Origin of the sequence: Actinokineospora diospyrosa (assembly GCF_024171925.1) — a bacterium.
GTDB lineage: Bacteria > Actinomycetota > Actinomycetes > Mycobacteriales > Pseudonocardiaceae > Actinokineospora > Actinokineospora diospyrosa.
The window spans coordinates 356,172-370,921 of sequence record NZ_JAMTCO010000002.1; the positions used below are offsets into that span (position 1 = coordinate 356,172).

Genomic DNA, 14,750 nt, shown 5'->3' on the forward strand with positions numbered 1-14,750 from the left:
CTGGGAAGGTGGGCTGGGGCGGACCTGACGGCAGCCGGGCTGGCACCGCAGGGTCCGAGTGTCCAGGGGCTGGCACTGTGGGTTGGGGCCGGTCCTGACGGCAGTCGGGCTGGCACCGCTGGGTCCGAGTGTCCAGGGGCTGGGTTGGTGGGCTGGGGCGGACCTGATGGGGGGCGGGATGACACCGGCCGTTCCGAGTGTCCACGGCTGAGTAGGTGGGCTGAGACGGACCTGGCGGGGGCTGGGGTGGCACTGTGGGCTGGGGCGGAGCTGACGGAAGCTGGGCTGGTACCGCTGGGTCCGAGAGTTCAAGGGCTAACTCGGCGGGGTTGGGGGGCACCGGTCGTTCCGAGTGTGCAGGGGCTGATCAGGTGGGACGGGGCGGACCTGGCGGAAGTCCGGTTGGCACCGCTCGGTCTGAGTGTCCAGGGGTCGGCCAGGTGAGGTGGGGCGGACTTGACGAGGGCCGGGGTGGCGCTGGCGGCTAGGGAGGAGTGCGGGGTTGCTCAGGCGGGCGGAGTGGAGGACTTGCCTGGCACCAGTGACGTTCGGGTGTCTAGTGGTCGACCCTGCTGTCAGGGGTGGAGGGGTGGCCCGGCCTGCGAGGCGACAGTGGCTGGTCGATGGCATCGCCAGGGCGGGTCTCGATTCGGGGCTTGCCACTGCGGTTAGACCTGAGTTCGGGGCACCTGCAGGTCGGAGAGGCCTGGTCGATATGTGGCGTGGAATGAGTGAGGGCGGATGCGGCAAAAGCCGCATCCGCCCTCACGAGGTGCTGAACTCAGGTCTAGCCGCGAACACCCAGGATGAGCTTTTGGATGTCGGCGCGGGTGATGTCGCTACCCGCGATGGAGGCCTTGCGCTGAGTGGCGGCAGCGGGGACCGGCTGGGGGAGCGGGTCGCACTGGGCGTCGGAGCGCTTGCCGGGCTTGCGGGCGGGGAGCTTGCCCGTGGTGAGGTACTCGGCGATCTTGTCGTCGACGCAGGGGATGCCGTTGAGGGAGCCGGAGTGGGTGGTGCCGCCGACGCCTTCGATGAGGGCGGAGTTGGGGAAGCGGGAGCGGACCTCGAGGCTGCCCTCGTACGGGGTGGCGGCGTCGAGGGTCTCGCTCAGCAGCAGGACCGGCGGGGCCTTGGAGCCGTCGACGGTGACCGGCTTGCCGGTCTTGCCGCCCCAGTAGAGGCAGGGGGCGTTGAACCAGGCGTTGCCCCAGGTCTCGAACGGCGCCCGGATGTGGGTGATCCAGTTGTCGATCTGCCACTTGGTCCACGAGGTGGGCCACTGGACGTCGGTGCACTGGGTGGCCAGGTACATCGCGAAGCCGTTGTCGGTGCCGGGGCCCTGGCCGTTGGAGGCGTCGTAGAGCGCCTTCAGGCCGGAGTAGTCGCCGTCGTTGACCCACGCGGAGAAGGCGTTGGCGACGTCCTCCCAGCCGAACACGTAGTACCCGGCCTGCAGGAAGATGTCGGTCCACTCGTCGGGGCCGATGATGCCGCCCGCGGGCTTGCCGATGAACTTCAGCTGCTCGCCGTAGAACTTGGCCTCGACCTGGCGACCGGTCTTGCCCAGGTGGTAGACCGCGTCGTTCTTGGCGATCCAGTCGAAGTAGATCTTGATGTTGCGGTCGAACGCGACGTCCTGGTCGAGGTTGGCCTGGTACCAGACCTTGCGCGGGTCGACGTTGCCGTCGAGGACCATGCGGCGCACGCGCTCGGGGTAGAGCGTGGCGTACACCTGCCCCAGGTAGGTGCCGTAGGAGAAGCCGTAGTAGTTGATCTTGTCCTGCTTGAGCGCCTTGCGCAGCACGTCGATGTCGTTGACCGTGTCGGTGGTCTTGACGTTGTCGAGCAGGTCGCCGCCAGCGGTGTCGCAGGCCTTGGCGTAGTTCTTAGACCTGGTCAGCCAGGTCTGCTCCAGCTTGCTGGTCGCGGGCACGTAGAACGGCCGGTTGTAGGCGAAGTAGGTGCCGTCGCAGGCCAGCGCGGGCTGGCTGGACCCCACACCGCGCGGGTCGAAGCCGATCCAGTCGTAGAACTCGCCCGCGCCGTTGGGCACGTACTCACCGAGCACCGAGAGGGTCAGCCCGGAGCCGCCGGGGCCACCGGGGTTGGTGATCATGACGCCCTGGTACTGCTCGGCTGGCGCCTTCGCCGCGATCCGCGACACGGCCAGCTTGATCTTCGTGCCCGCGGGCTTGGCGTAGTCGAGCGGTACCTCCAGGAAACCGCACTGCGCGCCGCGCCTGGCCAGGCCGGGGCTGGCGCAGGTGCCCCACGCGATCGGCGCGGGGTCGTAGTTCACCTGGTTGGGCGCGGGCTTGGCCTGCGGGGCCGCGGAGACAACCGGCGCGAGCACCGCACCGCCCACCACGAAGCCCGCCGCGGCGAGCACCGCCACGATTTTCTTCACATTGCCCCATTTCATCATGATCCGTCCGCACCCGGGTTGTGGTTGGCGGACCGCCCGATGCTGCCCCAGCGGCGTCCGGTTGGGAATAGCGGACCACCGATTTTTGCTAACGCGAAAGTATTGTCGATCGACAATACCGGGCGATGCGGGAAAACCGGACTCTCCACATCGGACGGCCGCGCTCCGTCGTGGACCGATTGCCGCCCGGCGCGCGCGGTGCCGACGAAAACGGGGGCGGACCGCAAGGTCCGCCCCCGTGACGCACAGCGCGCGCTCAGCCGCGCAACGTTGCCCCGTGCCGCTCGGTCGCGGCCGCCACCGCGGCGTCGCGAGCGGTCGTTGCCTCTTCTACGGTCAACGTGCGGTCCGGCGCGCGGAAGCGCAACGAGTACGCCAGCGACCGCTTGCCCTCGCCGACCTGGGTGCCGCTGAACACGTCGAACAGGTTCAGCCCCTCCAGCAGCGCGCCGCCGCCACCGCGCAGCGTCTCGGTGAGCTCGGCCGCGGGCACCTCGTCGTCGACGACCAGCGCGACGTCGAGCAGCACCGGCGGGTACGGCGACACGACCGGCACCACCTTGCGCTCGCGCAGCGGCAGCAGGTCCAGGTCGAGCTCCATCGCGCAGGTCCGCTTGGGCAGCCCGAGCGCCTCGACGACGTTCGGGTGCAGCTCACCCGCGTGCCCGACCGGGAAGCCGCCCACGCTCAACCGCGCGCACCGCCCCGGGTGCCACGGCGCCAGCACGTCGGCGCTGACGGTCAGCTCGACCCCGGCGACCTCGGCGACCACCCGCGCCGCCTGCACCGCGTCGGCCCACGACGCCGGTTCGCCCTGACCCCACCAACCGGTGCGCTGGTGGTTGCCCGCCAGCACCACGGCCACGTGCGTCGGCTGCGCGGGCAGCGCGGCCGCCAGCGCGGCGAACTGCTCCTCGGTCGGCCGACCGGTGACCGGCACGTCCGGCACCGCTGCGGCGTCCGCGCGCGGCAGCACGACCTGTCCGATGTGGAACAGCGACACGTCGCGGGCGCCGCGGGAGACGTTGCGCGCCAAGGTGTCCAGCAGACCGGGCAGCAGCGTGGTGGCGAGCTGGTCGCGGTCGGCCTCCAGCGGGTTGCGCACCGCGACCGTGCGGCGGCGCACGTCGTCGGCGGCGAGGCCGAAGGCGTCCCACACCGACGGGGCGACGAACGGGAACGGCAGCACCTCGACGTGGCCCTGCTCGGCCAGCGCCCGCGACACGTGCCTGCGGCGGCGCTGGGCCGGGCTCAGGCCGCGCCCGGCGGGGGCCGCTGGCAGCTTCGACGGGATGGTCTCGTAGCCCTGCAGCCGCAGGACCTCCTCGACCAGGTCGGCGGGCTGGCTCAGGTCCGCGCGCCAGCTCGGCGGGTACGCGGTGACCTCCGGTGTGCCGTCCGCGGCCGCGCCGACCTCGACCCGGCAGCCGATCTGCTGCAGCCGGGCGGCCGTGACGCCGCGCGCGTAGCCGATGCCCGCGACCTTGTCCGGCAGGTTCATCGCCATGGTCACCGGCGCGGACGCCTGCGGGGTGCCCTCGTCGGTGCGACCGGGCTGGATGCTGCCCTCGCCGTACTGGCGCAGCAGCCGCGCGGCCCGCTCCAGCGCGACCGGCGGCAGCGCGGGGTCGACGACCCGCTCGTAGCGGCGGGACGCCTCGCTGGGCAGCTTGTGCCTGCGCACGGTCCGCGCGATGGACGCCGGGTCCCAGACCGCGGCCTCGAGCAGGATGTCGGTGCTGTCGGCGCGCACCTCGGTGCTCGCCCCGCCCATGACACCGGCCAGCGAGATCGGACCGGAGTCGTCGCTGATGATCACGTCGTCCGGGTCGAGCTTGCGCTCGACGTCGTCGAGGGTGACCAGCTTCTCGCCCGCCCTGGCCCGGCGCACGGTCAGCCCGCCGCGGACCCGGCTGGTGTCGAAGGCGTGCATCGGCTGGCCGAGCTCGAGCATCACGAAGTTGGTGATGTCGACCGCGAGCGAGATCGACCGGACCCCGGCGAGCATCAGCGTGCGGCGGATGAACCACGGCGTCGGCGCGGTCGGGTCGACCCCGGTGACGCGGCGGACCGCGAACCGCGAGCAGGCGTCGTCCTCGGGCAGGGTGACCGCGATGGCGCGCGCCTCGGCCGCCGGGACCTCGATCGCAGCGGGGTCGGCGAAGCCCAGGTCCAGCGCGCAGGCCAGCTCCCTGGCCAGGCCGCGCATGGACAGGCAGTAGCCGCGGTCGGGGGTCGGCGCGAGCTCGATGACCGAGTCGCCGAGGCCGAGCAGCTCGATGGCGTCGTCACCGGGGGCGATCTCGTCGTCCACCGGCAGCACGAGGATGCCGGAGTGGTCGTCACCGAGGCCGAGCTCGTCGGCGGCGCAGATCATGCCGCGGCTGACCTTGCCGTAGGTCTTGCGCTCGCTGATCACGAAGTCGCCGGGCAGGACCGCGCCGGGCAGCGCGACGATGACCAGGTCGCCCTCGACGAAGTTGGTGGCGCCGCAGACGACCTGGGTGGTCAGCGGCGCGCCGTCCTCGGCGTCATCGGTGTCGTCGACATCCTCCGAGTCGCCGATCTCCACCGTGCAGTACCGGATCGGCTTCTTGAACTCGGTGAGCTCCTCGATCTGGGCGACCCTGCCCACCACGACCGGGCCGGTGACCGGGCCCAGCGGGTCGACCGACTCGACCTCGATGCCGACCCGGATGAACGCCTCGGCGATCTCGTTGGCCCCGATGTCGCGGTGGTCCTCGGTGAGTTCGAGCTGCTGGACGAGCCAGCTGACGGGGATCCGCACTACGCCTCCGTGCCGAAAGGAAGGGTGAACCGGACGTCGCCCTCGACCATGTCGCGCATGTCGGGGATGCCGTCGCGGAACTGCAGGGTCCGCTCCAGGCCCATGCCGAAGGCGAACCCGGAGTAGACCTCGGGATCCACGCCGCAGGCGCGCAGCACGTTCGGGTTCACCATCCCGCAGCCGCCCCACTCGACCCAGCCGGGGCCGCCCTTCTTGGCGGTGAACCAGACGTCCAGCTCGGCGGAGGGCTCGGTGAACGGGAAGAACGACGGGCGCAGCCGCACGTGCGCCTCGGCGCCGAACATGGCCTTGGCGAACGCGTCGAGGGTGCCCTTGAGGTGGGCCATGGTCAGGCCCTTGTCGACGGCGAGGCCCTCCACCTGGTGGAACACCGGGGTGTGCGTGGCGTCGAGCTCGTCGGTGCGGAAGGTGCGGCCGGGGCAGACCACGTAGACCGGCAGTTCCCGCTCGACCAGCGAGCGGATCTGCACCGGCGAGGTGTGCGTGCGCAGCACCAGCCCGGAGTCGGGCGCGCCGACGTAGAAGGTGTCCTGCATGGTGCGCGCGGGGTGGTCCTTCTTGAAGTTCAGCGCGTCGAAGTTGAACCACTCGGCCTCGAGCTCGGGGCCCTCGGCGATCTCGTAGCCCATGCCGGTGAACACGTCACCGACGCGCTCGGCCAGCGTGGTGATCGGGTGCCGGGCGCCGCGCGGCAGCTTGTCCCACGGGAGGGTGACGTCGACGCCCTCCTCGCGCAGCACCCGCTCGTCGCGCTCCACCTTGAGCCGGGCGAGCCGCTCGTCGTAGGCGGCCTTCACCAGCGCCTGCGCCTCGTTGACCCGCTTGCCCGCCTCGGCGCGCGCCTTCGGCGGCAGCGCGCCGATCTCGCGGCGGGCCTGCAGCAGCGGCGAGCGGTCCCCCAGGTGGGCTGGCTTGACCGAGGCGAGGGCGTCGAGGTCGGCCGCGGAGCCGAACTCCTCGCGGGCCTTCTCCACGGCGGCCTGGAGGACGTCGGGCGTCAGCGCCGCGACCTCCTTGGGGTCGTACGGGTCGTTGGCTCCGGACATGGTTTCTGGACAGCTCCCCGGGGGTCCTGGCGTGGGACGGGCGCGCACCCCATGACGACGGGTGAGCAGGCTCGATCCTAGGTGATCGCCCGAGGGGCCCGACACCGACTTGGCCCCGGCCCGCCCGGTCGGGTTGCCCCGGGTGGCGGTGCGCGATCGCGCGGCCGGGTGAAGCCCGGGCCCCTGTCACCGGACGCCTGTACTGTGACCTGGGCCGGGCGCCCCCCGCCGCGCCCGGTTCGCCCGCCCCCACACCCGCAGAGGTCCACCTTGGCTCAGACATTCGGTGTCAACCTTCGCGGGGTCATCGACCTGCTCTCGCACCACCTGTACAGCAGCCCCCGGGTGTACGTGCGCGAGGTGCTGCAGAACGCCGTGGACGCGGTCACCGCGCGCAGGCTGCTGGACCCGACCGCGCCCGGCCGGATCAGCCTGGAGTGCCCCGAGCACACCGGTGACGGCACGCTGCGGATCCGCGACTCGGGCGTCGGGCTGGCCGAGGACGAGGTGCACACGCTGCTGTCCACGCTGGGCGGGACGTCCAAACGCGACGAACTGGGCTTCGCCAGGCGCGACTTCCTCGGCCAGTTCGGCGTCGGGCTGCTGTCGTGCTTCCTGGTCGCCGACGAGGTCCGGCTGGTCAGCCGCTCGGCGCGCGGGGGGCCCGCGGTGCGCTGGACCGGCCGCAACGACGGCACGTACACCGTCGAGGTTGACGACACGGCGCGCGCAGAGGTCGGCACAACGCTGACGCTGCTGCCGCGGCGTGACTGCGATCACTGGACCGAGTTCGCCACCGTGGCACCGCTCGCGGCGGAGTTCGGCTCGCTGCTTCCTTACGAGGTGCGCGTCGTCGGCGACACCGACAGCACGGTGATCACATCGGGTGGATTCCCGTGGGTGCGCAGCGACGACGAGACCACCTTGGCGCACCACGAGCGGCTGGCCGAATACTGCCGCTCGGTGTTTGGCTTCGAGCCGTTCGACACGCTTCCTTTGGAGTTCGGCGCTGTTGGGCTTACCGGGGTGGCGTTTGTGCTGCCGGAGGGCGCGCATCCTGGGGCGCGGCAGGCTCACCGGGTCTACCTGAAGCGGATGCTGGTCGGCACGGCGGTGGAGGGCTTGCTGCCGGACTGGGCCTACTTCGTGCGGTGCGTGGTGGATACCTCGGCGTTGCGGCCTACCGCGAGCCGTGAGGCCCTCTATGAGGACGAGACGCTCTTGGCAGTGCGGGACGCGTTGGGTGGGCGGGTCCGCGACTGGTTGGTGCGCTTGGCGGCGACGGAGCCGGATCGCGCGGGGGCACTGCTGGCCGCGCACCACATGGGCATCAAGTCGCTGGCTCTAGTCGACGACGAGCTGCTCGGGCTGGCCGAGCGCTGGCTGCCTTACGAGACGACGCGGGGCGCGATGCCACTGCGCCAGTTCCGCCGTAGTCACCCGACTGTGCTCTACACGCCGGACGTCGACGAGTTCCGCCAGCTCGCCCCGGTCGCCGCGGCCCAGGACATCGGCCTGGTCAACGCCGGGTACGCCTACGACACCGACCTGCTGCGGCGCATCGCCGAGCGGGACGGCCCGGACACCGCGCGCCGGGTGGACCCGAGGGAGCTGCTGGCCGCGCTGGGCCGCCCGGACGCCGAGACCGAGGCCGCGCTGGCCGACACGGTGCGGGTCGCCTCGGTGGTGCTGCTCGACCACGACTGCGAGCCGACGCTGCGCGAGTTCGACCCGGTGTCGCTGCCCGCGCTGCTGATCGCCGACGCCGACGGGGCGCGCAGGCAGGACGCGGCCGCCGCCCGCGCCGAGGCCGATCCGCTGTGGAGCGACCTGCTCGGGCACCTGATCGACGCCGGGTCGGGCGCGGCCCAGCGGCTCGTGCTCAACACCCGCAACCCGCTGGTCGCCCGGCTCGCGGAGGTCGACGACACCGCGCTGCTGGAGTCCGCGGTGCGCGCCCTGTACGTCAACGCGCTGCTGCAGTCGCACCGGCCGTTGCGCCCCAAGGACACCGCCGCGTTGACCGGGTCGTTCCTCGACCTGCTCGACCGCGCCATCGGACGCTGACCGGAGGACCGACCGTGCCCGAGCCCGAGCAGGACCCGCGCGAGCACCTGGCGCACCGGCTGCACGAGTCAGACGACCTGCCCGCGGGTCCGGCCAAGTGCGAGGCGCTGGAACGGGTCGCGCGCTCGGCCGACGCCGCCGGGCTGGTCGACCTGGGCGTCGCCGCGCGGCTGGTGCTGGTCAACGCCTACCGGGAGATCCGCCGCTACGACCTGATGCTGACGCCGTTCGCGTGGCTGCGGGCGACCGAGGCGCGGCACCCGGAGGCGTTCGACGAGTGGGCGGTGCACCAGTTCACCTGGATGCACAAGTGGCTGCCGACCGGGCTGCTCGGCGACCCGCGGTTCACCCTGGAGCAGATCACCGCGCTGGTCGACCAGCTCGAGCAGCGCTACCGGCTGCACGGCTACTCGCCGCACCCGGTGCACGACAAGCGGCGCGCGGTGGCGCACCACATCGGCGACACCGCGGCGGCCGACGCGCACTTCGCGGCGTGGCGGGGTGCCGAGCCCGACGACATGAGCGACTGCCCGGCGTGCGTGGTGGACAGCCAGGTGGGCTACTTCGTCTCCCGCGAGCGCTTCCCCGAGGCCATCGCGGTGGCGCGCTCGGTGCTCGACGAGCCGTCGGACTGCGCCGAGCAGCCGCACGGGGTGTTGGCGTCGCTGATCGAGGCCTACCTGGCGACCGGTCGGCTCGACGACGCGGCGCGGGCGCACCTGGTGTCCTACCGGGTGGTGCGCGGAACGCCGCAGGGGCGCTCGGCGCTGCACGCGCACCTGCGGTTCTGCGCGATCACCGACAACGCCGAGCGCGGTATGGAGATCTTGGCGGACAACCTCGACGTGCTCGCCGACCCGCCGAGCCCGAAGGTGCTGCAGGAGTTCGCTGCTGCTGCGGCGCTGCTGCTGAGCCGGGTACCGGACCGGGCGGACCGCCGGTTCACCGTCGGCGAGGTCGAGCTCGACGGCGAGGCGCTGCGCGTGTTCTGCGCGGAGGAGGCCACTGCGACGGCGGCAGCTTTCGATAAGCGCAACGGAACGGACGCAGTGAGCGAGCGTGTGCGCACGACGCTGGAGTTGAATGACGTCGGGCCGGTGCTGGTGGCCGTTCCAGGGGCTGCTGTGGCGGTGCCTGTCGAGTCGCGTGCTGTCGACCAGGTGGCGGCTGCGGAACTGGCGTGTGCGGCTGTGGAGTCTGGGCAGGTTCTTACCGGGGTGCGACTCCTGGGTGAGGTGGGTTCGGAGGCGGGCCTGCCGGAGGGATTGGCCGCACGGGTCGCAGCGCACCGCCAGAGGTTCCAGCGCGTTGACGATCCGACGGTTGCCGCTGAGCAGATGCTCCAGCACCAGGTAAGGCTTACTGAGGCCGGTGAGCCTGTCGTCGCTGCCCGGGTCCACCACCTGCTGGCTGGCCTTTGGCGGATGGCGGGACAACCCGACCGTGCCATGAGCCACGCGCAACTCGCGATCGCCGAAGGCACGACTCTCGGCGACGCAATCACGGTCGTCTATGGCCACCTTGCGTCGGTAGACCTGTTGTCGGCTGATGACCCTGCCGCCGCTGGTGCCTCACTCGACGCCGCAGAGGAGGTCGCGACGGCTGCGGCACCTGAGTTCCTCGGTGCGGCAAGGGATGCCCGCGCGGAGATGGTGGCATCCGGCGGGGACGTCGCTGCGGCGCTGGCGATCGTCGAGGGTTTGCTCGATGGGGTCAGCACGTGGCCGGAGTCGACGCTGTTGCGGTTGACGGGCCACCGCGCGCGGCTGCTGGCCAACCTGGGTCGGCTCGAGGAGTCCGCCGAATGGTTCGACCGGTTGGTGGCCCGGTGCCGGACCAGCCCTGGCCCGTGGCTGGCCGATTCGCTGCTGCAGTACGCGGTCCTTATCGACCAGGGCGGTGTCGCTGCGGACAACCTGCCGACCCTGCTGGACGCGGCCTCTGCTGCTCGGACGTACCTGCCGCCTATAGGTGCCGCCCAGGCTTGCCTCCACCTGTCGGCCGGGTACTTGGCCACCGGACGAGCCCTAGAGGCCGCCGAGACCCTCGAGGAAGCCCTCCGTCTCGTGCCCTCTTCGGCAACCGAGATGCGCACCGAAATCCACTACCGGCTCGCTATGGCCTGCCGAGCACTAGGCGAACACACCCCCGCCGAAACCCACCTGTCCGCCGTCATCGCCACCTCACCAACGGACGACGCGTTCCTCGGCCACCTCTTCTACCAACTCGGCGAAGTCCGCATGAACCTAGGCGCCCTACCCGATGCCGGGCTGGCGTTTGAAGATTCCGCCGCCCACTGGCGTAAGGCAGACAACCCGGTGGCGGCTAGCGAGTCGTTGGTGCAGCTAGCGCACGCCCGAGGCCTAGTGGACCTAGAAGCAGGCCTCTCCTACCTAGACGAAGCCGAATCCCTAGCCACCAACTCCGACGATGCCCTAGACCACCTAGCCGACGCCGCAGGTTTCCGCGCCGCCCTCTTGGCACACCACGAACACTACGAACAAGCCCTAGAAGCCAACGCCGCCGCCGAGAAACTAGCCGTCCGCCTAGGCAACCAAGACTGGCACGCCTTCTTGGCCTGCCGAGCCGCCCGCCTGCACTTGGACCTGGACAACCCCACCATGGCGGAGTCAGAAGCCCGACGCGCAACGGCGTTGCTTAGCGAAGAACCAGACCCCCAGACCTTGGGTGTGGTGCTGGGAACCTTGGCCCGGACCCTTGAGGAACAGGGCAAACCAGTGGAGTCCGACCCCCTGGTCAAGTCCCTGACCGACCGCCTGGACAACAGCTAACCCCCGATCGCGGCGGCAGGCTCCTCGGCAAGCATTGGCGTGCCGACGAGCGCTTCGCCGCAGACCGGGCCCGAAGCTGCGCGCACTCATCTACACAGATGCCAGCAACCCCATCCCGACACAGTGCCAATCATCGGCCTCGGAACACCTGCCGCTAGCCCAACACCCCTACCCAGATCACCTAGCCGACCACAAGCTTCTCGGAAGCAATGGAGCCCACCCAGCTCCCAGACACCCGGAACTCGCTGGCGCCACCCACCCCGCGCAAAGATCATCTGCCACAAGAGCCCCCGATATACAGCCTATTGACGGATCCCGACAGATCCAGGTCAGCGACCAGGGCCTGCGGACAACAGAACACGTTGTGGACAACCACCCGCCAGCCCTCGGACCCTACGGTGCCATCCCGGCTGCCGTCAGGACCGGCCGCAACCCACAGTGCCAGCGCGTGGACAGTCGGAACGGCCGGTGCCATCTCAGCCCGCTCTCGGCTGCCCTGCCAGCCCAGCGCCTGGACACTCGGACCCTGCGGTGCCATCTCGCCCTCCGTCAGGTCCGCCCCAGCCCACCTTCCCAGCGCCTGGACAGTCGGAGTCGCTGGTGCCAGGTGCTCGATGGGGTGGACCTGTTTTGTGTGGGGGGACGGCACCCGTAGCGTTTCCGCGCGGCAGGGCCTGCTTTTGGGCCCCTGCTTTGCGGTTCTGCGTCGGGTGTCGTAGGGGCCCCGCGCAAAACAGGTCCACCGCATCGAGCAAAGCTCGAAAATCGCGGATCGGGCCCGAGGTTGCCGCCAGGCAACGAGGCGTCCGATCCCGGGTCGCCGAGCTCGCCGCCAGGCGACGAGGCCGACCCCATCCCTTGCCCCGCATCCCCAGCCCAGGCCTACGTCAAGATCAACCTGATCGAAAGCCCCCAAATACACAGCCTACCGAGCAGCACCGACAAACAGGAGTAGCGAACATCGCCCTGTGGATAGCGGAAGGCGTTGTGGACAACCACCCGCCACAGAACCCACCCGCAAGATCATCTGTCACAAGAGCCCCCAATGCACAGCCTACCGAGCAGCACCGACAAACCAGCAGCAGCGACCACGGCCTGTGGACAACCGAGCGCATTGTGGACAGCCGGAACCGCTGTAGACAGAAGCAGCGCCAGCTACGAGATGTGCTTCAACGCCTCCCGGCGAGACAGCCCCGATAGCTCCGGATGGTCAGCCACGAAGGCGCGCACCCACTCCGCGTCCACCCGCGCGTATTGCCGCAACGCCCAGCCGATTCCCTTTCGTAGGAAGAAGTCCGTGTCTGTCACGTTTGCCTCGATCGCGAACGACAACAACCTCAGGTCTGTCTCGCCCTTCGCGCCTAGTTGGCAGATCACTGCCACTCGTCGCTTCCAGCGGTCCTCGTCCACTGCCCACTCGCGCATCACCGGTGTCACCGCGGACCGTTGGGCCATCAGCAGGGACCCCACGTGCCTGCTCGCGAGTTCGTCCACATAGTCCCACCAGGCCCCGGTGACCACGAACTCCTCGTACAGCGGCAACAAGTCGAGTTCTTGCCAGCGCGGGTACCGTCGCAAGAGGTCCAGGGCGACGTAGCGTTCCTCGCGGTACTGGGCTTCTCGCCACAGGCGGCGGATGACGTCGAGCCACTCGGTGCGGGAGGTGAGGGCGGGGAGTTGGCGGACCAGGACGTCGCGGGCTGGTTTGGCGACGCCGTGGAAGGGCATGTCGGACTTCATGTAGCGCTGCATGTCCGGCGCTCGGCCGGGGTCCCCGGCTGAGGCGAGGCGGGTGCGTATGTCGGATGCCAAGTCCACAGTGGCAAGTTACCCGGGACCGGGGTGCCCCACTCGGGACACCCCGGTCGCGGGTGTCAGTCGCCCAGCGGGTTGAGCAGGTCCGCCTTGCCCTCGAAGGCGAACAGCAGCAGGTCGGTCATCCGGAAGGTGGACGAGTCCGGGCCCAGCGCCGGGCGCCACCACGGTTCGCGGACGATCGAGGTGCGGCTGGCCTCCATCGCGCGGTGGAAGACCTCCGCGACGATGCGGCCGCCGACCTGGCCCAGGACACCGTTGTTGAGCTCGGCCTCGCGCAAGATGTAGAACCACAGCGGGGTGTCCGACGACACCGCGGCCCGCTGGTGCGGCGTCAAACCGCTCAGCGAGGCACCGCCCGCGCCGTCGAGGACCTCGGCCGCGGTGAGCGGGGCCACACCGAACAACGCGGCCAGTTGCTGGCCGCTGGCGAGTTCCACCATGCTCGCCCGGGTCAGGTTGCGGAACGCAAGATTCCGGTGGATCGCCGGGAACGCGGTGCCACGGCCGCCGAACGTGCCTGCCGGGAGTTGGTCGAGCGGGTCGACCAGCACCGTGTCCAGCCGCTTCGCGACGTTGCCGCCGTTGGTCGGCGGGGCGAGGTCGGGGCGGCCCGCCTCGGTGAAGTCGTACAGGCGGCGGAAATCAGCGATCCAGTTGGTCGGCAACCGGTCGACCGAGCCGGAGTTCGGATCGTCCAACTCGGACAGCGGACCGCCGGTGAAGTTGCCGCTCACACCGGTGAAGGTGAACAGCAGCAACAACGTGCCGAGCGGACCGGGGCCACCGCTGTTGAACACCCGGTTCCACTCGTAGGCGCCGCGCACCATGCTGTGCCCCATGCGGTACGCGGCGACGGAGAACTCGACCGGCATCGTCGGCCGCCGGGTGCGGCCGTGTCCGCGGGCCTCGAAGAACCGGCGGCCGTTGGTGAACACGTCGTGCACGATCGACGGGTCCACCACGCGCGGCAGGAAATCGGTGCGCAGCATCCACTGGTAGTGCTTGACCACCTGTTCGCGCGCCGCCTCGAACAACCGCCGCTCGTTCATCCCGGACATCGCCAGGTCCTCCACCACGCGGTTGTGGAAGCGGATGAACGCCAGGTGCGTTTGCGCGACGGCCAGGTTCTCGTCGTTGCGCAGGTCCGGGATCAGCGGCTCGCGCCGGTCCGCCCCGGTCCCCGCGGTGCCGCCCGCCCTGGGCAGGTCGAAGCCCTCCAGGTCGACGCGCACCCGGTCGTCCGGGAAGTCGGTCGCCGACGTGGTGCCGACCTTCAGCTTGACCTGGTCCTCGGCGTAGAAGCGGCGGTCGTGCCGGTCGTGCGGGCCGCGCCCGTAGAGCGAGTCCAGGTCCAGCGCGGGCGAGCGGCCCTGCACCAACTCGTCCACGGTGACCTCGGACCCGAGTTGGGTCGCGGTCCGGTCGATGGTCAGGTCGTGGTCGACGAACTGGCCCAGGTAGGTGTACCCCGCCGGGATGGACCCGTCGGGCTGCGCCGCGGTGGCGTCGGTGATGGCGGTGGCCAGGGCGGTGCGCAGCGCCTCGTCGGTCCGGTTGCCCTTCGGTCCGAGGCGGGAGAAGCGGAATCGGCGCAGTTCCTCCTCGGTGGACGGCTCGCGGGTGACCGGCGCGCCGTCCGCGCCCGACTCCACCACCCCTTCGCCGACGACGAGGAAACTGTCTCTGGCATGGCGTCGAGCCATTGGTGAACCCCCACTGTCCGGCCGGGGAACCACACGACGTCCCCGGGAGAAAGGGGCGAGCGGCACCGCGCCGTACCGAGTTCCCTC

7 protein-coding genes are annotated in these 14,750 nt (G+C 70.5%); 2 read left to right on the forward strand and 5 right to left on the reverse strand.

Translation table 11 applies throughout. The features are described 5' to 3' along the window. Window positions 1-787: 787 nt before the first annotated feature. From LV75_RS04150 to pheS, 3 genes are all read right to left on the reverse strand, one after another. Complete coding sequence (locus LV75_RS04150; protein ID WP_253885268.1) at window positions 788-2,410, reverse strand: alpha/beta hydrolase; 1,623 nt, start codon at window positions 2,408-2,410, stop codon at window positions 788-790. Between the two features lie 274 nt (window positions 2,411-2,684). After that, window positions 2,685-5,216, reverse strand: coding sequence for a phenylalanine--tRNA ligase subunit beta (gene pheT / locus LV75_RS04155; RefSeq protein WP_253885269.1), 2,532 nt, complete (start codon window positions 5,214-5,216; stop codon window positions 2,685-2,687). Continuing rightward, complete coding sequence (pheS, locus tag LV75_RS04160) at window positions 5,216-6,283, reverse strand: phenylalanine--tRNA ligase subunit alpha (protein ID WP_253885270.1); 1,068 nt, start codon at window positions 6,281-6,283, stop codon at window positions 5,216-5,218. Before pheS ends, pheT begins: the two co-directional genes overlap by 1 nt. A gap of 270 nt (window positions 6,284-6,553) precedes the next feature. Between pheS and LV75_RS04165 the strand changes: the two genes are divergently transcribed. Beyond that, the gene (locus LV75_RS04165; protein WP_253885271.1) at window positions 6,554-8,350 is read left to right on the forward strand and encodes an HSP90 family protein; all 1,797 of its coding nucleotides are present in this window, start codon (window positions 6,554-6,556) and stop codon (window positions 8,348-8,350) included. A gap of 14 nt (window positions 8,351-8,364) precedes the next feature. Further along, window positions 8,365-11,142, forward strand: a complete 2,778-nt coding sequence (locus tag LV75_RS04170) for a tetratricopeptide repeat protein (RefSeq protein WP_253885272.1) — start codon at window positions 8,365-8,367, stop codon at window positions 11,140-11,142. Window positions 11,143-12,297: 1,155 nt separating this feature from the next. On the opposite strand, the gene LV75_RS04175 is transcribed toward LV75_RS04170, so the two are convergent. Both LV75_RS04175 and LV75_RS04180 read right to left on the reverse strand, forming a co-directional pair. Continuing rightward, on the reverse strand, window positions 12,298-12,960 hold the full coding sequence (locus LV75_RS04175) for a DNA alkylation repair protein (RefSeq protein WP_253885273.1): 663 nt from the start codon (window positions 12,958-12,960) through the stop codon (window positions 12,298-12,300). A 56-nt stretch (window positions 12,961-13,016) separates the two neighbouring features. After that, window positions 13,017-14,663: a peroxidase family protein gene (locus tag LV75_RS04180; protein WP_253885274.1), complete on the reverse strand. Its 1,647-nt coding sequence runs from the start codon at window positions 14,661-14,663 to the stop codon at window positions 13,017-13,019. Between the last annotated feature and the right edge of the window lie 87 nt (window positions 14,664-14,750).

Coding starts and splice junctions, on each gene's coding strand:
- pheS (WP_253885270.1), bottom strand. CDS start 6,283: ATGTCCGGAGCCAACGACCCGTACGACCCCAAGGAGGTCGCGGCGCTG.
- LV75_RS04180 (WP_253885274.1), bottom strand. CDS start 14,663: ATGGCTCGACGCCATGCCAGAGACAGTTTCCTCGTCGTCGGCGAAGGG.